The sequence below is a fragment of the Streptomyces humidus genome (genome assembly GCF_014649655.1).
Lineage (GTDB): Bacteria > Actinomycetota > Actinomycetes > Streptomycetales > Streptomycetaceae > Streptomyces > Streptomyces humidus.
In genome coordinates this window covers 138,591-157,707 of record NZ_BMTL01000004.1, presented here as the reverse complement: position 1 = coordinate 157,707, position 19,117 = coordinate 138,591, and the positions used below count along the sequence as shown (strand labels likewise).

Sequence of the window (19,117 nt, the reverse complement as noted above, 5' to 3'; positions counted from 1 at the left end):
ATCGGTGGGGTGTCTGTCGCTAGCATGACGAAGGCCCGAAGCCGCAAGTTCCCGTTGCGGCTTCGGGCCTTCGCCATGCTGTCCGGTCACTCGAGGGCGGCCAGCGGCGTTCCGGCGCTCCACTGCTCCAGCAGCCCGCGGTGCACGGCGGTGATGCCGGTCTCGGCGGCGATGTCGAGGGCGTCACGGGTGAAGGGGCAGGTCGCCACGAACAGGGCCACCTCGGAGTCGTGGAGGACTTTGGCCGCCCCGACGAACTTCTGGAGCTCGGGGCTGGTGATGGAGATGTGGGGCGAGAACCTCTTGCACTGGACGACGAGGCGTCGTCCGTGGGCCGTGAGGGCGGTGATGTCGACGCCGCGGTCCCTTCCGCCGCCTTGCACGACGACGCCGGTGCAGCCGTCGCGGCGCAGCAGGGCGGCGACGTGCTCCTCGAACTCGCGCCCGTTCATGGCGTCCATGGAGGCCATGACTCCGGCGAGGGGCCGGTCTTCGCGCGGGGCCTCCAGCCGCTGCAGCCGGGCGTGGTGCTGCCGGAGTCGCTTCTCGATCCGCTGGACGCCTGACCGGAGAGCGATCAGCTCCCGCTGATGCTCGCCCGATGTTTCGATCAGGGCGGAGAACATGGGGACGACGGTCCTGCCGAGGATGTGGGTGATGCGCTGGTCGATGCGGTCGTCGAGGGACGCGGAGTCCGAGGGGACGGGGTTGTCCACAGGGTGCGTCCGCGCCCGGTACTCCATGTCGAGAAGGTACCTGCGCACCTGACGGGCGACTTCGCTGTCGCGGAGGAGCATCGCGACGTTGAGGACTGCGCGGCGGGAGTACAGCGTGAGGCTGGAACGAGGCTGTGGATAACCTCCCGGATAGCGTGACAGGACGTCACGCTTGAATTCTGCGAGGTCAGGGCCTTGCAGGGTGACCATTCCGTTGCCTGACAACTCCCCGTGGTGGCGTGCTTTGAGCTGGCGGACGGCCTCGTTGGTGACGCCGAAGTACGCCGCCACCATCGCCGTGGTGACGTGCAGGCCGTCCGGGAGCAGGGACAGGGCCTTCACCCTGTCGAGGACGTCGGTGCGTTCGAGTACGCCGTCGCGCAGGCTCCTGGATTCCACGAGTGCCGATTCGTTGATCATGTCTGTCCCTCTGCCGTTGATCGGGCCGTGTGGCCGGGGCAGAGCTGTGCCATGACACCCCGCCCCAGAGGGGTAACGAGTGGACGCAAGGGAAGACGCGATCGATTTGCGCATGGGCCTGCGGTCCGGGGCGAAGTGACGGTCCCGAAGGATTCGAGCAGTGAGATGCCGGGTTAACGGGTCACGCGCCCGTGTACGCCGACGTGCCCGAGCCGATAAGACAGGACGCCGAGGTGCCGGAAGCTCGGAGCCGCCGCACTTTCGCGCGGCGGCTCCGGGTATCGGCTTGTGTCTGTCAGCTCCAGTCGACACACGAGTTCAGCTTGGTGTCACCTTCGTATCGGGCCACCTCGGCACCGATGTCGAAGATGCCGTAGCTGTCCGTGGCCGTGGTGGCCGCGTATTCGTGGTCCCCCTTGCCACCTACGGCCTTGTGCCACGGCCAATAGTGAATCGTTCCGTCATGTTGCTTCGACAGAAAACGGATTCGTGCGTGGTGCCCGTCGGCGAGTGTGTCGGTGATGTGCCACTCGAGCTTGAGCGCGGTCACCGGCCCGTTGAAGCTGGGGATGTAGATGAAGCCGTCCGCGCCCGTTGTGGTGCAGCCCGGGCTGAAGGCGTCCGCCTGGGCGGGGCTTGTGGTCAGGGTTGCTGCGAGCATGGCAGTCACCGCCACGCCGAGCATCTGGGCTGTCCTCTTCAATGTCTTCCCCCTAGAAGCATTTTGTGAGCTCTCCTGAGAGGCCTGTGAGCTCTGGTCGAGGCCTCAGCGATACAGACGCCGAGGTTTCCGGCATGGACATGCTAGTGGTTTCTGATCACGGTTGCACGAAGTGCGGTGCGGGTCTCCCTCGACCCGCACCGCACTTCTTGCAATGTGTTCCTACGGTCAGCCGCCGCCTCCGCCGAAGAAGCCGCCGCCGTTGTTGTTGCCGCCGCCTCCGCCGTTCTTGATGGCGATCAGGTTGACCGTCTGTCCCTTGTTGACGGTGCTGCCGGGGGCCGGGTCCGAGCTGATGACCTGGGCGTCGTCGTCCGAGGAGCCGGCGATGTTGCCGACGTTCAGGCCCGCGTTCTGCAGTGCCTGCTTGGCGTCCTTGACGGACATGCCCTGGAGGTTGCCCGGGACCTGCGTCTGCTCGGGCTGGCTGCTCTTGCCGATCTGGATCTGGACCTTGGAGCCCTTGTCGGCCTGGGAGCCGATGGACGGGACGGTCTGGACGACCTTGCCGACCTGGTTCTGGTCCTGGGTGTCGACCTCGACGCAGTCGCCCTTGAGGCTGTTCTGCTCCATCTGGGCCTTGGCTTCGTCGCAGCTCTTGTTGGAGACGTCGGGGACGGTCGCCTTCTCCTCGGCCTTGGCGACGGTGAGGGTGATGGTGGTGCCCTTCTCCACCTCCGTGCCCAGCCTGGGGTTCTGCCCCGTGACGGTGCCCTCCTTCTCGGTGGACACCTCTTCCTTCGTCTTGATCTCGAACTGGTACTGGTCGCCTTCCAGGAGCGCCTTCGCTTCGTCCAGGCTCTTGCCGAGGACCGTCGGCACGACCACCTTCGGCGCCCCCGTCGAGACGACGAGGTTGATCGTGTCGCCCTTGTTGACGGTCTTGCCCAAGGCCGGGTCCTGCGAGCAGATGTTGCCCTTGGCGGTGCTCTCACAGGGCTTCTTGGTGAACACCGGTTTCAGCTCGGAGTTCTTGGCCATCGTCAGGGCCTCGGCCTGTGACTTGTTCACGAAGTTCGGGACGGGGAAGGCCTTGTCGGCGGCGCCGTCGCCGGTGAACACCCACTTGCCGATCAGGATCGCGCCGACGAGCACCAGGACCGCGGCGAGGACCAGCAGGATCGTCGAGGTGTTGGACTTCTTCTGGCGGCGCCGGTCGGGGCGGTCGTCGTAGCCGTAGCCGCCGTCGTCCGGGTTCATGGGCGGCAGCATCGACGTGGCGCCGGCGTCCGCGCGCAGGGCGGTGGTCGCCTGGTCGTCGCCGTAACCGCCGTAACTGCCATAGCCGACCGAGCCCATCGCCGCCGTGGCCGCGACCGGCTGGCCGTCGAGGCAGGCCTCGATGTCCAGGCGCATCTCGTCGGCCGACTGGTAGCGGTAGTTCGGGTCCTTGACCAGTGCCTTGAGGACGATGGCGTCCATCTCGGGGGTGATCTCGGGGTCGAAGACGCTCGGTGGCTGCGGTTCCTCCCGCACGTGCTGGTAGGCCACCGCGACCGGGGAGTCCCCGACGAAGGGCGGCCGGACCGTCAGCAGTTCGTAGAGCAGGCAGCCCGTCGAGTACAGGTCGGAGCGTGCGTCGACCTGCTCGCCCTTCGCCTGCTCGGGCGAGAGGTACTGGGCGGTGCCGATGACCGCGGACGTCTGCGTCATCGTCATCCCGGAGTCGCCCATGGCGCGGGCGATGCCGAAGTCCATGACCTTGACCTGGCCGTTGCGCGTCAGCATGACGTTCGCGGGCTTGATGTCGCGGTGGACGATGCCGGCTCTGTGCGAGTACTCCAGGGCCTGCAGGATGCCGATGGTCATCTCCAGCGTCCGCTCCGGCAGCAGCTTGCGGCCGGAGTGGAGCAGCTCGCGGAGTGTGGAGCCCTCGACGTACTCCATGACGATGTACGGGATCGAGACCCCGTCGATGTAGTCCTCGCCCGTGTCGTACACCGCGACGATCGCGGGGTGGTTGAGCGAGGCGGCCGACTGGGCCTCCCGGCGGAACCGGGCCTGGAAGGAAGGGTCGCGCGCGAGGTCCACGCGCAGCGTCTTCACCGCCACGGCGCGGCCGAGGCGGGTGTCATGCGCGAAATAGACCTCCGCCATGCCACCACGACCGAGCACGTGGCCCAGCTCGTACCGGCCGCCGAGGCGACGCGGCTCTTCCATAGCTACCTACCAGCCCTCTCCGTCGGTCCCGACCGGCACACGTGTGCGGTCGGAGGCTGCCGTCCGGGCTTACCGTACCCGGACGGCGCTGTGTGACCTGGCCAAGCCCGTCACCCGATACGAGACCGGTATCGCAACGTGCACCGATGTGTAGGCGACGTGATGGGGGTCACTTCTTGCTGTCGATGACTGCCTTCATCACGTCCCTTGCGATCGGCCCGGCGAGACCGCCGCCGGTGATGTCGCCGCGGTCGGCCGCGCCGTCCTCGACGACGACGGCCACGGCGACCGGGGCGCTGCCGTCGGAGAGCTTGGCGTACGAGATGAACCAGGCGTACGGCTTCTCGCTGTTGTTGAGGCCGTGCTGTGCGGTGCCGGTCTTGCCGCCGACGACGACGCCGTTGATCTTGGCCTTGCCGCCGGTGCCCTGCGGGTCGTTGACGACCGTTTCCATCATTTCCTGGAGGGCCTGCGCGGTCTTGGAGGAGACGGCCTGGGACAGCTGCTGCGGCTGGGTCGTCTCCAGGGTGTCCAGGTTCGGGGCCTTGAGCTGGTCGACCATGTACGGCTTCATCAGCTTGCCGTCGTTGGCGACCGCCGAGGCGACCATGGCCATCTGGAGCGGGGTGGCGCGGTTGGAGCCCTGGCCGATGCCGTCCAGCGAGTTCTGCGGCCGGTTGTCCTGGGGGAAGATCGACTCGGCGGCGCGCACCGGGGTGTCCAGTTCGGCCTCGTTGAAGCCGAACTTCTCCGCCTGCTCGATCATCTTCTTGTTGCCGACGTTGTCGGCCATCTTCGCGAAGACGGTGTTGCAGGACACCATGAGCGCGTAGCGCAGGGTGGCGTTCTCGCAGTCGCCGTGCTCGTTGGTGAGCTTGCTGGAGGACTGCGGCAGCGGGAACGGGTCGGGGGTCTTGGTCTTCTCGTCGACGCCGGCGACCTCGCCGTTCTCCAGTGCGGCGGCGGCGGTGACGACCTTGAACGTGGAGCCCGGCGGGTAGGTCTCGCGCAGTGCGCGGTTGAGCATCGGGTCGTCGGGGTCGTTCTTCTTCTGGACCTTGCTCCATGCCTGGGCGTCGGCGTCGGAGGAGCCGGCGAACTTCGACGGGTCGTAGGAAGGGGTGGAGACCAGCGCGAGGATCTTGCCGGTGGACGGCTCGATCGCGGCGACCGCGCCCTTCTTGTCGCCGAGTCCCTGGAAGGCGGCCTTCTGGGCGGCGGCGTTGAGGGTGGTGAGGACGCTGCCGCCCTCCTTCTCCTTGCCCGTGATCATGTCCAGGGTGTTGCGGAAGAAGAGCCGGTCGTCGTTGCCGCTGAGGATGCCGTCCTCGAGCCTCTCCAGCTGGTTGGCGCCGAAGGCCTGCGAGGAATAGCCGGTGACCGGCGCCCACATGGCGCCGTTGGACCAGGTGCGCTTGTACTTGTAGTCGCCGCTGGTCTCGACCGAGCCGGTGATGGCTTTGCCGTCGACGATGATGTTGCCGCGTGGGGTGGAGTAGCGGGTGATGTTGACGCGGCGGTTCTTGGTGTCGCTGGCGAGGCTGTCGGCCTTGACGTACTGCAGGTAGTTGTCGCGCAGCAGCAGGGTCAGGACGAGGATGCCGCAGAAGATCGCGATCCGGCGCAGGGGCTTGTTCATGACGGGCGGACCACCTGGGTCATCTCGGCGTCGGGGTTGGAGGCGGGCGCGGGCGCCGGGCGGCGCGCGGTGTCGCTGATTCTGATCAGGATGCCGATCAGGGCCCAGTTGGCGATGACGGAGGAACCGCCGTAGGCGAGGAAGGGCATCGTCATGCCGGTCAGGGGGATGAGGCCCATGACGCCGCCGGCGACGACGAACACCTGGAGGGCGAAGGCGCCGGAGAGGCCGATGGCCAGCAGTTTGCCGAAGGGGTCGCGGGCGGCGAGGGCGGTGCGCACGCCGCGCTCGACGATCAGGCCGTACAGGAGCAGGAGCGCCATGATGCCGGCGAGGCCGAGTTCCTCGCCGAAGGTGGCGAGGATGAAGTCGGAGTTGGCGGCGAAGCGGATCAGCTCGGAGTGGCCCTGGCCCCAGCCGGTGCCCAGCGTGCCGCCGGAGCCGAACGCCCACAGGGCCTGCATGGCCTGCTCGGAGTGGATGCCGGGGGCGCCGGACTGGCTGAGCTTGTACTCGCGCATCGGGTCGAGCCATGCCTGTACGCGCTGCTGGACGTGGCTTTCGAAGCTGGCCACGCCGACCGCGCCGACCGCGGACATCAGCAGGCCGAAGACGATCCAGCTGGTCCGCTCGGTGGCGACGTACAGCATGATGACGAACATTCCGAAGAACAGCAGCGAGGTGCCGAGGTCCGTCTCGAAGACCAGGATCAGGATGGAGATGAGCCAGACCACGATGATCGGGCCGAGGTCGCGGCCGCGCGGCAGGTACAGGCCGAGGACGCGGCGGCTGGCGAGGGCGAGTGCGTCGCGCTTCACCATCAGATAGCCGGCGAAGAAGATCGCCAGGACGATCTTGGCGAACTCGCCGGGCTGGATGGAGAAACCGGCGACCGAGATCCAGATCTTCGCGCCGTAGATGTTCTGGCCGAGGCCCGGGACGAGCGGGAGCAGCAGCAGGAGGACCGCGCCGACCATGGAGATGTAGGTGTAGCGCTGCAGGACGCGGTGGTCCTTGAGGAAGATCAGCACCACGACGAACAGGGCGATGCCCAGGGCCGTGTACAGCAGTTGCCGTGGCGCGGCGGTGCCGGCCTGGTGGATCTGCTTCAGCAGTCTGGACTGGTCGAGGCGCCAGATGGCGACCAGTCCGAGCCCGTTGAGCAGGGTGGCCACCGGCAGCAGCAGTGGGTCGGCGTACGGCGCGAACTTGCGCACGACGAGGTGCGCGACGCCGGCCAGCAGTCCGAGGCCGAGTCCGTAGCTCAGGAGGCCGGACGGCACCTGGTCGTTGATGGCCAGACCCACGTTGGCGTAGGCGAAGACCGGGATGACGACGGCGAACACCAGCAGCGCGAGCTCGGTGTTGCGTCGGCTCGGGGTGCCGATCGAGCCGATCGTGGACGTGTGGTGCGTCGGCGAGTTGGTAGTACTGCTCATCGTGTGACGGGGCCTCTCACGGCTTGCCTACTGCTCACCGCACCGCGAGACGACCTTCTGCTCCTCCTCCGACAGGCTCGGGCCGGGGGTGGGTGCGGGGGTCTTCGGTGCGGTCGGGGACGCGGTTGCCGAGGGGCTCGGCGATGCCTTGGACGTGAGGGAGACGGAGGTGGTTCCCGTGGTGGCGCCCGCCTGGCCCTCCCCGGTCTTCGAGCCGGTCTTCGAGCTGGTCTTGGAGCCGGTCTTCGAGCCGGTGGCTCCCGCTGCGGCGGAACCGGCCTGCTTCTTGCAGGCGGAGGCCTGGACGGCGAGTTCGTCGACCTTCTTGCGGGCGGTGGACAGGTCGCCCTCGGCGATCGTGGCCTCCACCAGCTTGCGCTGGTACTCCGGGAGGTACTTGAGTTCGATCTCGGGGTGGTCCTTCTCCATCTTCGACAACGACACCCACGCCAGGTCCTGGCTGATGCCCCGGTACAGCGCGACGTGCTCGCCCTTGGTGCCGACGTAGTACTGCGTCTGCGTCCAGCGGTAGCCGCCGTACAGTCCGCCGGCGACGACCGCGAGCGAGAGGACGCCGTAGAAGGATCTCTTCAGCCAGCGGCGGCCCTTGCGCGGCTTGACGAAGTCGTCGTCGGTGTAGTCGCCGAAGCCGTCGGTGGGGATGAAGCCGGTGATGTCGCCGCCGGAGCCGGGCGGGCCGAACTCGCCGCCTCCGCCGTGCCCCTGCCGTCGGCGGCCGAGGCCCGAGGCGCGGCCGGCGGGGGTCTGCATGATGCCGTTGTCGTGCTGCTGGAGCTGGTTCTCGGCGACGGCGCCGACCACGACCGGGGTGTCGGAGAGCTGCCCGGCGAGGGTGTCGCCGGTGTCCAGGTCGAGGACGTCGGCGACGATCACGGTGATGTTGTCGGGGCCGCCGCCGCGCAGGGCGAGCTGGATCAGCTCCTGCACGGTCTCCTGCGGGCCCTGGTAGCTGGCGAGGGTGTCCTCGAGCGTCTGGTGGGAGACGACGCCGGACAGGCCGTCGGAGCAGATCAGATAGCGGTCGCCGGCCCGGACCTCGCGGATCGACAGGTCCGGCTCGACGTGCTCACCGCTGCCCAACGCCCGCATCAGCAGGGACCGTTGTGGGTGGGTGGTGGCCTCTTCCTCGGTGATGCGGCCCTCGTCGACGAGGCGTTGCACCCAGGTGTGGTCCTGGGTGATCTGGGTCAGGACGCCGTCGCGCAGCAGGTACGCGCGTGAGTCGCCGACGTGCACGAGACCGAGGCGCTGCCCCGTCCACAGCAGGGCGGTCAGGGTCGTCCCCATGCCTTCGAGCTGGGGGTCCTCTTCGACCAGGGCGCGCAGCTGGTCGTTGGCGCGCTGGACGGCGGTGCCGAGCGAGGTGAGGACGTCGGAGCCGGGGACGTCGTCGTCGAGGGCGACGATGGTGGAGATGGCCTCGGAGGAGGCGACCTCGCCGGCGGCGGCGCCGCCCATGCCGTCGGCGATGGCGAGCAGGCGCGGACCGGCATAACCGGAGTCCTCGTTGCCCTCCCGGATCATGCCCTTGTGCGATCCGGCGGCGAAGCGCAGTGACAGACTCATGCGCACCTCGCCCGTCGGCCCCGGGTACAGCCGGTCGTGTCGAGCCACACTGCCCACCCTCCGGTCGGGAGCACACCGGGGCCCTGGGTGCCGGCCGCCGCCGCGTGCTCGCTCCGCTCGCGCTCACTCATGATGCAGCACTACTTCCGAAGCTCGATGACGGTCTTGCCGATACGGATCGGCGCACCCAGCGGGATCGGTGTGGGAGTCGTCAGCCGCGATCGGTCGAGATACGTGCCGTTGGTGGAGCCCAGGTCCTCGACGATCCACTGGCCGTCGCGGTCCGGGTAGATCCTGGCATGGCGGCTGGAGGCGTAGTCGTCGTCCAGCACGATCGTGCTGTCGTGCGCCCGGCCCAGCGTGATGGTCTGGCCCTGGAGCGCGACGGTCGTGCCGGTGAGGGTCCCTTCGGACACGACCAGCTTCGTCGGTGCGTTGCGGCGTGTGCGGCCGGCGGCGGCCGGCTGCTGGCGCTGCTGCGGTGGCGCCTGCTGGCGCTGGGCCTGTTGCTGGGCCCGTCCCGCTTCCCGGCGCGAGCCGCGCTGGGTGACACGCGTACCGAAGAGGTCGCTGCGGATGACCTGCACGGCCACGATCACGAACAGCCACAGTACGGCCAGGAAACCCAGCCGCATGACCGTGAGGGTCAGCTCTGACATTGCCCCCGCTTCACCCTTCGGCTTGCCGGTAAATGATGGTGGTGCTGCCCACGACGATCCGCGAGCCGTCGCGGAGCGTAGCGCGGGTGGTGTGCTGCCCGTCCACCACGATGCCGTTGGTGGAGCCGAGATCCTGGATCGTCGAGGGCGAACCGGTCCGGATCTCGCAGTGCCGGCGTGAGACGCCGGGGTCGTCGATCCGCACGTCGGCTTCGGTGCTGCGGCCCAGCACGAGCGTCGCGCGGGAGATCTGGTGGCGGGTGCCGTTGATCTCGATCCAGTGGCGGGTGCGGGACCCGGGCTGCGGAGCCCCGGCCAGTCCTGCGCCTGCCCCGCCGGGGCGCTGGGCGCCCGCGGCGGGCGGGTAGCCGTAGCTGCCGGGCCGGGCGCCGGGGGCGCCGGGGGGCGGAGCGGCCGGCATGGGCGGAGCGCCTGCCCCGCCGGGGCCGGGGTAGGCGGCGCCGCCCGGTCCTGCGGGGCGCGGCCGGCCGCCGGCGGGCGCGTCGTCCGTCTGGCTGCTGGAGGAGGCGAGCGTACGGCTGCGCACCCGGTACAGCCCGGTGTCGAGATCGTCGGCCTTCTCCAGGTGGACCTTGATCGGTCCCATGAAGGTGTAGCGCTGCTGCTTGGCGTAGTCGCGCACCATGCCGGCGAGTTCGTCGCCGAGCTGGCCGGAGTAGGGGCTGAGCCGCTCGTAGTCGGGCGTGCTCAGCTCCACGATGAAGTCGTTGGGGACGACCGTGCGGTCGCGGTTCCAGATGGTGGCGTTGTTGTCGCACTCGCGCTGGAGCGCGCCGGCGATCTCCACGGGCTGGACCTCGGACTTGAAGACCTTGGCGAAGGTGCCGTTGACCAGACCCTCGAGACGCTGCTCGAATTTCTTCAGGACTCCCATGGGGCACCTCCTCCGTAGTGGCTGCCGTCCCGAACCGTGCTGCTTACCTGGTACTGCTTACTGATCGTATCCACGCGCCGGTGAATCGGCTGGTTCCCCCTGTCGGCCTCGTCGACGGATGTCGACGTCCTCCCGTTCACCTGCTTCCCGCACTCGCTTCTGCCCTGGATCGTAGAGGCGGCCGTGGACCAGTGTCCCGCACCTGGCTGTGCTCCTCGTCCTGCTCCCGGGGAGACGGTCGCCATAGGTACGAGGTTGATACGTGAACCAGTCATGGCCGAGACCTGCGGGGCCGCGGACGGGTCCCCACCTGCTCCCTGCCCGCCAGAAAGGGATGTGAACGCACCCTGGACCGCGTGCTAATGTTCTGCATGTCGGAAGGCGGCAGGCCGAAAAGCCCACAAGCTCGACGACACACCCAATGCGCGGGTGGCGGAATAGGCAGACGCGCTGGATTCAGGTTCCAGTGCCCGCAAGGGCGTGGGGGTTCAACTCCCCCCTCGCGCACCAGGGAGCACCGAGGATGGTGCTCTGGTAGCAACGACGGAACGGTCGGCATCGTGATCACGATGCCGACCGTTCTGCTGTGTGGGCAGAAACACGTGGACCGCCGACGGCTGGGGCCGTCGGCGGTCTGTTTTTCTCAGGTCTGGATCTTCGGTCGCCCCGCCGCGGGCAGGCCGTTTCGCCGCAGGCCACTGAGGGCTTGTGAGGAAGATCTCAGGGCCGGGTGGCGCGCCGGATGAGGCATCCCGACCCGTGGCGGTGCAGGTGCCCAGTGGCTCGGCCGTGCGGCGGTGCAGGCCGACGACGAGGCCGGCCGCCGCGGAGGGTGATGGGGTCCGGCCGGGCGGTGAGCTTGCGGCGGCCGGCGTGGGCCGGCCGGAAGACCGGCAGAGTCGTTTGGGCGGCGGTGCGGCGGATGCGGCCCGACGCCGGCGTCTTCGAGACGTTCGTGGACGGGGTTCTCGGCGCGACGGGAGGCCCGGGCGGCGGTCCCGTGAGAAACGGGGCCCCGGGCGCTGCGGCACAGCACCGCACGGGCACGCTGCCCTCGGACCGCTACGGCCACAGCCCTGTGGGACGCGCCGCGGACGTCGTCGCCCCATGTGCCGAGGCCTCGGTAGGCGTCATCGGCCGGTGCCAGGGTGGGCCTGCCGACGATCTGGAGAACTGTGTGCGCGGGCGATCAGTGCGGGGAGCATTCACCGTGCGACCGAAGCAGGCCCATTCTGTTTTTCCTGGGCCGTCACATTTACCCCAGGGAAATTGCCGTTGCTGGTGGCATGACGGGCGTCAGCGATCGTCGATCCGGAGGATTTCGAGCGCTGGGAGACGTCCTTCGGCAACGTCGAGGCCCGCGGTTGGTGTGCGCGGTCCGGGGCGCGATGCCGCCGCGGTGGTGGTCTCGCGGATCGTCTCCTCGCCACGCCTGATCCGGCCGCTCGGCGGCGTGGCCGACGGTGTGCCTGCTGAGGATGTCGGTGATTCCGTAGGCCTGGAACCAGAGGTCCTCGACCGGGCCCTCAGTCTTGGTGGTGTCCCACGTGGGCCCCTGTGAGGGCCCGGTGGCGGCCATCTCCGGCGCCGCCCGGGCGGGGTGGTCTGGCTGCTGTCGGTGCTTGCGCGTCGGCCCTGTTCCGGCAGGATCCGGTGCATCGTTGAGACCTCTCCTGACATCGACTTGCCTGATAGAAGGACTCGTTGTGAAAGGTGATTGATCAACGTCGTCGGCGGCGAGTACCTCTGACGGTGCATCAGTAGTGATCCGTACGTCCTGTGCAATCTGCCGCGCGGCCCTCGCGTGGTGTGACGTAGGTCATGGCTGTCTCATGCGGAATGTCGCGGCATGCGTGGTTTTGTTCACTCGACCTGGAAGTCGCTTCGTGTTGGTATGGCAAAGCGGATGACGATGACCGAGACGGGGGGCCTCTCGCTTCGAGAGGCAGGGGACCGCTTTTCATGGGGTTGGGGAACACCCGGCGGAGCGATGTCGATATCGCATTCCTGCGCCCCCAATTCGAGCCCGGTGATGAACATCCGGCCGTCAGCGACGAACGTGGGGATGAGGAACCGTCGATGAAGAAATACAGCACAGTGTTCGTGGATCCGCGGCGCAGGCGGCTCGCCCGGCGTGCACTGGGTGCTGCCGCGGTCGGCGCCCTGGCGTGGATCACGGTGACCACGGGCGTCCTCGGTGGGGCGTCACGGCAGACGGGCTCCACCGAGCTGGTCGTGGACGGTGCCCCCGGTTACGCGGTGGAGCACTTCGACTACCCGCAGGCGGACAAGATCCTGGCCGAGAAGAAGATCCTGCTCAAGCGCGGCGACGGACACATCACTCTGGCCGACTGCGCGGGTGGGACCGGTCTCCTGGAGATCATGGCCCGCAACAAGACGGACCGGATCTGCTTCAAGGTGGTGGGCGACTCCGGCTGGCTGACCCTGGAGATCCCCGCGGTCTACGCGATCAAGGGCAACGACTACACGACCGCGGTCGACATGACCGTGGGCGCCGAGGAGAAGTCGTTCGACGTCGCCAAGAACACCTGGACGGCGGTGGGCGAGTCCGCGGACCCGGAGGGCCGCGAGCACATGCTCGTCGAGATCAGGTCCTCCAAGTAACCGCAGGCCGACACCGACACCGACACCGACACGCTCACCGTTCCGCGGTCCGGTGCCCCCAGGACGCGCGGCCCTCGTGACTAGGAATCCACGTTCATGTACCTCGCCAGACGCCCCCGTCTCTCCGTGCTGGCCGCTGCCCTCGTCGCGGCCCCCTTCGCGCTGAACTCCGCCGACGCCACCGCCCTCGCCGGACCCGAAGCCCCGGCCCGGCTGAACTACGTCGCGAAGATCAACGTCGGTGAACAGAGTGGCTGCACCGGCACTCTCGTCGACCCGCAGTGGGTCCTGACCGCGGCCACCTGCTTCGCCGCGGACGGCAAACCCCCCGCGGGCAGACCCGCCGTCCCCACCACCGTCACCGTCGGCCGCACCGACCTGACCCAGGCCGGCGGCAGCGTCCTGTCGGCCGTCCGGCTCGTCCCCCACGCCGACCGGGATCTGGTCCTGGTCGAACTCGCCGCCAGGATCACCGATCCGAGCATCACGCCCGTCCGGTTGGCGACCACGCCCGCCGCTGCCGGTGAGGAGCTGGTGAGCGCCGGATTCGGACGCACCAAGACCGAATGGGTGCCCGACAAGCTCCACACCGGCACGTTCACCGTCGCCTCCACCACGGACGCGACAGTGGAACTCAACGGCTCCGACACCGCGACCGTCTGCAAGGGCGACGCCGGCGGCCCCGCCCTGCGCACCGTCAACGGCGCCACGGAACTCGTCGCCGTCAACTCCCGCTCCTGGCAGGGCGGATGTCTCGGGATCGATCCCGCGGAAACCCGTACCGGCGCCGTCGACACCCGTGTCGACGACATCGGCGACTGGGTCGGTCGCGCCGTCTCCCGCAACCCCGACGACCTCACCGGTGACGGCAAGGCCGACATCGCGGCCGTCAAGAGCGACGGCATTCTGTGGATCTACCCGGGCACCGGGAACTCCGGTATGGGCACCCTCGGCACCCGCTACCAGGCCGGCACCGGCTGGCAGAGCCAGGACGCCGTCACCGTCGGAGACCTCGACAACGACGGCATCGGTGACCTCCTGTCCCGTCAGGCGTCCGACGGAACGCTGTGGGTGTACCCCGGCACCGGGAGGCCCGGGATGGAGACCTTCGCGGCCCGCTATCAGGTCGGCAGGGGCTGGCAGAGCCAGGACGCCATCCGCACCGGGGACTTCAACAGTGACGGGCTCACCGACGTGCTGTCCCGTCAGGCGTCCGACGGAACGCTGTGGGTGTACCCCGGCACCGGGAATCCCGGTATGGGCACCCTCGGCACCCGCTACCAGGCCGGCACCGGCTGGCAGAGCCAGGACGCCGTCACCACCGGCGACCTCAACAACGACGGGCGCACCGACGTGCTGTCCCGTCAGGCGTCCGACGGAACGTTGTGGGTGTACCCCGGCACCGGGAGGCCCGGGATGGAGACCTTCGCGGCGCGCTACCAGGTCGGCAGGGGCTGGCAGAGCCAGGACGCCATCCGCACCGGGGACTTCAACAGTGACGGGCGCACCGACGTGCTGTCCCGTCAGGCGTCCGACGGAACGCTGTGGGTGTACCCCGGCACCGGAAAGTCCGGCATGGAGACGCTCGGCACCCGCTATCAGGCCGGTACCGGCTGGGGACCGTACCGCATCATCTGAGGAGGGGTGGGAGACGATCCCTGCAGATTCCTCTGCGCACCCCCTGCACACCTCCTGCGGATCCCCTGCAGAGCCTGGCCGGCGGCCTCCGTCGGTGACTCACCGGCCCGAAAGCCCCGCAGGTCCAGGTCCGCCGGGGGAAAGACCGGGCCCTCCGGAGCCTGACGGGTCCCCGTCCGCGGCTGTACGGTCTGCACGAGTTGATGTTCAGCTCGTCGGGTCGACGGGCGTACGTGTGCGGGGGAGGCGGTCATGTCGACCGAGGCCGAAGGTGCAGTGGCGGGGACGGGCGAGGCGCGCAGGCTCCCCCGGGTGCGAGGGTTCGCCGAGTGGCCCGTCGGGCGTCCCGCCGGGGCGGGACCGGACGCGGCTCCCGTGACGCCCAAGACGGAGGGCCGGCAGCTGCGCCACAGGGTGCCGCGGTCAGCGCATGCCGAACTCGTCCTGGACGCCTCCAGGCCGGACGCGGTGGCAGCGGTCGAGGAGTCCGGCCGGGGCCGGATCCCGGAGCTCACGCCGATAAGGGTCGGCCGGATGGCGGCGACACCGTTCGCCTTCCTGCGCGGCTCGGCGGGGCTCATGGCGTACGACCTGGCCCGCACCCCCATGACCGGCGTGCTCGCCCAGATCTGCGGGGACGCCCACGCCGCCAACTTCGGTCTGTACGGCGATGCCCGGGGCGGTCTGGTCATCGATCTCAACGACTTCGACGAGACGGTCGAAGGCCCCTGGGAGTGGGATCTCAAGCGCCTCGCCGCCTCCCTGGTGCTCGCGGGCCGGGAGGCCGGCGCGGACGAGGACACTTGCCGCCGGGCGGCGCACGGCGCGGCCGGTTCCTATCGGCGCACCATGCGGTTGCTGGCCAAGCTCCCGGTGCTGGACGCGTGGAACGCCATCGCCGACGAGGAGCTCGTCTCCCACGCCGACGCCCACGACCTGCTGGGCACCCTGGAACGGGTCTCGGAGAAGGCTCGGGCCAACACCAGCGGGCGGTTCGCGGCCAAGTCGACCGAGGCGACGCAGGACGGCGGTCGTCGCTTCGTCGACGCGGCGCCGGTGCTGCGCCGGGTCCCGGACGCGGAGGCCCATGAGGTGGCCGCGTCCCTGGAGCATTACCTGACCACGCTGTCCGAGGACCGTCATCCCCTGCTGTCCCGCCACGCGGTGCACGACGTCGCCTTCCGCATCGTCGGCACGGGCAGTGTGGGGACGCGGTCGTACGTGGTCCTGCTGCTGGACCACCGGGGCGAGCCGCTGATCCTGCAGGTGAAGGAGGCACGCTCCTCGGCGCTGGTCCCGCACCTGGTGACCGCCGGCCTCGACGCGCCGGAGGTGGACCACGAGGGCCGCCGGGTGGTGCTCGGCCAGAAGCGCATGCAGGTCGTCAGCGACATCCTGCTGGGCTGGACGACGGTCGACGGTCGCCCCTTCCAGGTGCGGCAGTTCCGCAACCGCAAGGGCAGCGTCGACCCGGCCGCGCTCGCCGCCGACCAGGTCGACGACTACGGCCGGATGACCGGCGCCCTGCTGGCCCGTGCCCACTCCCACAGCGCCGACCCCCGGCTGATCGCCGGCTACTGCGGCAAGAACGAGGAACTCGACGAGGCGATCGCGGCGTTCGCCGTGGCCTACGCCGACCGTACCGAGGCCGACCACACGGACCTGGTCGCGGCGGTACGGGCGGGAAGGATCGCGGCCGAGACCGGGGTCTGAGCCGTGCCGGTCCTCAGGGCGGTGCGCGGCGGATGCGCCGCATGTGTGCTGCGCGCCGCGGCCTGTGTGTGGTGTGTGGCCTGCCGTGTGCCGTGTGCTGCGTTCTGGGGGCCGCGTGCCGCGTGCGCAGAAGGGCTCGGCGCGGCGTACGGGCGGGGGCCTGTCCGGCACGATCCGCCGGAGAGGCCCTAGGCTGGTCGGGTGACGACCCCCGAAGCTGAGCAGCCCCGGCCCGAGGCACGGCTGGAGCAGGCCGTGCGGGCCGCCGAGCAGGCGTTGATCGAGTTCGAGATCGCGGTGGAGACCTTCCGCGTCGAGGTCGAGAACTTCTCGCGGCTCCACCACCAGAAACTCGGTCCGATGTACGCCCGGCTCGACGAGCTGGACGCGCAGATCGCCGAGGCCAGGGCAGCCCGCACCGGTGACCCCGAGGATCTGCGCAGGGCCGCCGAGGCGCGGGCCCGGGTGCTGCCGATGCCCGGGGTCGAGGAGCTGTTCCACGGCTGGATGGACGGCGAAGGGCTGTTCCCCGAGGCCGCGGCGATGCTCACGGACCAGTCGGTACGGCCCCCCGAGCGGGTGCGGCCCAGCGAGGAGGCCCGCAAGCTCTACCGCGAGCTGGCCCGCAAGGCTCACCCCGACCTGGCCCAGGAGGACGAGGAGCGGGCCCGGCGCGAGGAGTTCATCACCCGCGTCAACGCGGCCTACGCGCGGGGCGACGAGGTCCTGTTGCGCGAGCTGGCCGAGGAGTGGGCGGCCGGTCCGGCGCCTGCCGAGCGCACCCCGAGCCCCAGCGAGGAGCTCTACGCTCGCCTGGAGTGGCTCGCCCAGCGCAAGGAGATGCTCACGCTGGTCGCCCGTGAACTGGAGGACAGCGCGATCGGCTCGATGCTCCGGATGGCCCCCGACGACCCCGATCGTCTGCTGGACGAGATCGCCGACAAGCTCCTCGCCGACGTCGCGGCGCGCGAGGCGGAGCTGGCCGAGCTGGTGGGCTGACGCTGTCGGGGAGTGCCGTCGGGGAGTGCCGTCGAGGCGTGGCGTCGGTCGGGTAGCGTCGGGGCCATGAGTTTCGGAGCTGGAGTGCCCACGGTCGAGGTCGGGGACCTCAAGGACGACGACTTCCTGCTGGACGTCCGCGAGAGCGACGAGTGGCTGGCGGGGCACGCCGAAGGGGCCCTGCACATCCCCCTCAGCGACTTCGTGGCCCGCTACGGAGAGCTGACCGAGGCGGCTCCGCAGGACGGGCGGATTCATGTGATCTGCCGCTCCGGCGGTCGTTCGGCCCAGGTCACCATGTACCTCGCGCAGCAGGGCGTGGACGCCGTCAACGTCGACGGCGGCATGCATGCCTGGGCCGCGACGGGCCGTCCGGTCGTCACGGACGACGGCGAGCCGGGCTTCGTCCTCTAGATCCTCTGGAAACGTCCCCCGCCGCCACGGTCCCGTGGGACGGCTCCGTGGGACGGAGTTGTGCAACGGCCCTGCGGGAGGGGGCTTGTGGAACGGCTGCGCGGGGGCGGGTCTGTGGAACGGCTGCGCGGGGGCGGGTCTGTGGAACGGCTGCGCGGGGCTGGCTTGTCGGGTTGTCCGGTGTGATTGTCCGGTGGGGTGGTCGCGTCGGACGGCGGGCTCCGGACGCGGCGCTCGCATTCCGGGCGCCGGGACGGCCTCAGACACGGGTCAGCCGAGAGGGTGGGCGGCGAGCAGATCGCCCAGCGCCTCCTCGTGCGCCGCGGCGGGTCCCAGCGACAGCTCCAGGTGTTTGGCCCAGGCGTGGTAGCGGTGCAGCGGGTAGTCGGCGTCGGCTCCGAAGCCGCCGTGCAGATGCTGTGCGGTCTGCACGATCCGCCGGACGCCGTCCGAGGCCCAGATCTTGGCCACCGCGACGTCACCGGACGCCGGCAGCGCACCCGGTGCGCCGGAGGCGATCCGCCACGCGGCCTGCCACAAGGTGACCTCCATCGCGCGCAGGTCGATGTAGCGGTCGGCGGTCTGCACGGCGACCGCCTGGAAGCTGGCGATGGGGTGACCGAACTGCTCGCGCTTGCTCGTGTAGTCGCCGGTCATCCGCAGGACGCGCTCGCCCAGCCCGAGGGCCAGGGCGCACGTCCCCGTGGCGAGCAGGGCGCGCAGACGCTCCCAGGCGCCGTCGGCGGTGATGACGTCCCGAGCGGGGATCCGCACCGATTCCAGGCGCAGTTCGCCGAGCCGTTCACCGGTGGTGGAGATCTGCTCGGCGAGCACGACCCCTTGGTGCTCGCGCGGCACGAGGGCGAGGACGCTGCGGTCGTCCCCGGTGCGTGCCGGTACGAGGGTGAAGTCGGCGTCGTACGCCCACGGTACGGCCGTCTGCACGCCGTCCAGCACCCATGAGCCACCGCCCGTGCCGCCCGCACCGTCCCCGGAGCCTGTGCCTGTGCCTGTGCCTGTGTGGGTGTCCGCGTCGTCTCCGTGTTCCAGCCGGGCCGTCACGGCGAGTTCGGCCGGATCGTGGCCGGTGCGGCCGTTGGCGGCGACCGTCAGGACGACTTCGCCCCGACCCGCCCGGGCGAGCAGCGCGGATCTCGCCTCCGGGCCGCCGTCGGCCTGTACGGCGGCCAGGGCGGCGCTGTGCTCCAGCAGCGGTACCCGTGCCAGCACCTTCGCCGACTCCCGCAGCACGAGGCAGAGCGCGACCGCGTCGAGTCCGGCGCCGCCCGACTCCTCGTCCAGCAGCAGACTCAGCAGGTCTGCCGCCGCGAGCCTGTCCCACAGCGCGCGGTCGAAGGTGTCGGCCACGGCGCCCCTGGTGAGCGCGGGGCTCGGCACGGCGTCGGGGGCCACCCCGGCGCACACTCCCCGCGCCGCCTCGGCCGCGGCCTGCTGCTCCTCGGTGAAGGTGAAGTCCACGGCCTGTCCTCCC

At 69.7% G+C, this 19,117-nt stretch carries 14 protein-coding genes and 1 tRNA gene; 6 read left to right on the top strand and 9 right to left on the bottom strand.

What is annotated here, in order from left to right:
• Positions 1 to 86: 86 nt before the first annotated feature.
• The 8 genes from IE239_RS05800 to IE239_RS05765 all read right to left on the bottom strand — a co-directional run bounded on the left by IE239_RS05800 (position 87) and on the right by IE239_RS05765 (position 10,236).
• A complete protein-coding gene (locus IE239_RS05800; RefSeq protein WP_190148166.1) occupies positions 87 to 1,136 on the bottom strand; it encodes a restriction endonuclease in 1,050 nt (349 codons plus the stop codon).
• Positions 1,137 to 1,431: 295 nt separating this feature from the next.
• Positions 1,432 to 1,821, bottom strand: coding sequence for a hypothetical protein (locus IE239_RS05795; protein WP_190148165.1), 390 nt, complete (start codon positions 1,819 to 1,821; stop codon positions 1,432 to 1,434).
• A gap of 204 nt (positions 1,822 to 2,025) precedes the next feature.
• The gene (pknB, locus tag IE239_RS05790; RefSeq protein WP_190148164.1) at positions 2,026 to 4,017 is read right to left on the bottom strand and encodes a Stk1 family PASTA domain-containing Ser/Thr kinase; all 1,992 of its coding nucleotides are present in this window, start codon (positions 4,015 to 4,017) and stop codon (positions 2,026 to 2,028) included.
• Between the two features lie 169 nt (positions 4,018 to 4,186).
• Positions 4,187 to 5,656, bottom strand: coding sequence for a peptidoglycan D,D-transpeptidase FtsI family protein (locus IE239_RS05785; RefSeq protein WP_190148163.1), 1,470 nt, complete (start codon positions 5,654 to 5,656; stop codon positions 4,187 to 4,189).
• Positions 5,653 to 7,095: an FtsW/RodA/SpoVE family cell cycle protein gene (locus IE239_RS05780; protein ID WP_190148162.1), complete on the bottom strand. Its 1,443-nt coding sequence runs from the start codon at positions 7,093 to 7,095 to the stop codon at positions 5,653 to 5,655. The genes IE239_RS05785 and IE239_RS05780 overlap by 4 nt, the downstream gene beginning before the upstream one ends.
• 27 nt (positions 7,096 to 7,122) lie before the next feature.
• Entirely contained in the window at positions 7,123 to 8,682 is a 1,560-nt protein-coding gene (locus IE239_RS05775) for a Stp1/IreP family PP2C-type Ser/Thr phosphatase (protein ID WP_190148161.1), read from the bottom strand.
• A gap of 140 nt (positions 8,683 to 8,822) precedes the next feature.
• Positions 8,823 to 9,341: an FHA domain-containing protein FhaB/FipA gene (locus IE239_RS05770; protein ID WP_069769333.1), complete on the bottom strand. Its 519-nt coding sequence runs from the start codon at positions 9,339 to 9,341 to the stop codon at positions 8,823 to 8,825.
• 10 nt (positions 9,342 to 9,351) lie between these two features.
• Positions 9,352 to 10,236 (bottom strand): FHA domain-containing protein, encoded by an 885-nt coding sequence (locus IE239_RS05765; RefSeq protein WP_190148160.1) that lies wholly within the window; start codon positions 10,234 to 10,236, stop codon positions 9,352 to 9,354.
• 423 nt (positions 10,237 to 10,659) lie between these two features.
• On the opposite strand from IE239_RS05765, the gene IE239_RS05760 reads away from it, so the two are divergent.
• From IE239_RS05760 to IE239_RS05735, 6 genes are all read left to right on the top strand, one after another.
• Positions 10,660 to 10,746 (top strand) — tRNA-Leu (locus tag IE239_RS05760).
• Between the two features lie 1,569 nt (positions 10,747 to 12,315).
• Entirely contained in the window at positions 12,316 to 12,861 is a 546-nt protein-coding gene (locus IE239_RS05755; protein WP_190148159.1) for a hypothetical protein, read from the top strand.
• Positions 12,862 to 12,957: 96 nt separating this feature from the next.
• Entirely contained in the window at positions 12,958 to 14,499 is a 1,542-nt protein-coding gene (locus IE239_RS05750) for an FG-GAP-like repeat-containing protein (protein ID WP_190148158.1), read from the top strand.
• A 252-nt stretch (positions 14,500 to 14,751) separates the two neighbouring features.
• Complete coding sequence (locus IE239_RS05745; protein WP_190148157.1) at positions 14,752 to 16,212, top strand: DUF2252 domain-containing protein; 1,461 nt, start codon at positions 14,752 to 14,754, stop codon at positions 16,210 to 16,212.
• A 201-nt stretch (positions 16,213 to 16,413) separates the two neighbouring features.
• Positions 16,414 to 17,211 carry a hypothetical protein gene (locus tag IE239_RS05740; protein ID WP_190148156.1) on the top strand — a complete coding sequence of 266 codons (798 nt, stop codon included), beginning with the start codon at positions 16,414 to 16,416 and terminating at the stop codon, positions 17,209 to 17,211.
• Between the two features lie 84 nt (positions 17,212 to 17,295).
• On the top strand, positions 17,296 to 17,625 hold the full coding sequence (locus tag IE239_RS05735) for a rhodanese-like domain-containing protein (RefSeq protein ID WP_190148315.1): 330 nt from the start codon (positions 17,296 to 17,298) through the stop codon (positions 17,623 to 17,625).
• A gap of 270 nt (positions 17,626 to 17,895) precedes the next feature.
• Here IE239_RS05735 and IE239_RS05730 read toward each other — a convergent pair whose 3' ends face one another.
• Complete coding sequence (locus IE239_RS05730) at positions 17,896 to 19,104, bottom strand: acyl-CoA dehydrogenase family protein (RefSeq protein ID WP_190148155.1); 1,209 nt, start codon at positions 19,102 to 19,104, stop codon at positions 17,896 to 17,898.
• Positions 19,105 to 19,117 lie beyond the last annotated feature (13 nt).

Bases quoted from the DNA above. Each gene is read 5' to 3' on its own strand.
- IE239_RS05795 (WP_190148165.1), bottom strand. From the start codon at position 1,821: ATGCTCGGCGTGGCGGTGACTGCCATGCTCGCAGCAACCCTGACCACA.
- IE239_RS05775 (WP_190148161.1), bottom strand. From the start codon at position 8,682: ATGAGTCTGTCACTGCGCTTCGCCGCCGGATCGCACAAGGGCATGATC.
- IE239_RS05745 (WP_190148157.1), top strand. From the start codon at position 14,752: ATGTCGACCGAGGCCGAAGGTGCAGTGGCGGGGACGGGCGAGGCGCGC.
- IE239_RS05750 (WP_190148158.1), top strand. From the start codon at position 12,958: ATGTACCTCGCCAGACGCCCCCGTCTCTCCGTGCTGGCCGCTGCCCTC.
- IE239_RS05785 (WP_190148163.1), bottom strand. From the start codon at position 5,656: ATGAACAAGCCCCTGCGCCGGATCGCGATCTTCTGCGGCATCCTCGTC.
- pknB (WP_190148164.1), bottom strand. From the start codon at position 4,017: ATGGAAGAGCCGCGTCGCCTCGGCGGCCGGTACGAGCTGGGCCACGTG.
- IE239_RS05755 (WP_190148159.1), top strand. From the start codon at position 12,316: ATGAAGAAATACAGCACAGTGTTCGTGGATCCGCGGCGCAGGCGGCTC.
- IE239_RS05770 (WP_069769333.1), bottom strand. From the start codon at position 9,341: ATGTCAGAGCTGACCCTCACGGTCATGCGGCTGGGTTTCCTGGCCGTA.
- IE239_RS05780 (WP_190148162.1), bottom strand. From the start codon at position 7,095: ATGAGCAGTACTACCAACTCGCCGACGCACCACACGTCCACGATCGGC.
- IE239_RS05800 (WP_190148166.1), bottom strand. From the start codon at position 1,136: ATGATCAACGAATCGGCACTCGTGGAATCCAGGAGCCTGCGCGACGGC.
- IE239_RS05765 (WP_190148160.1), bottom strand. From the start codon at position 10,236: ATGGGAGTCCTGAAGAAATTCGAGCAGCGTCTCGAGGGTCTGGTCAAC.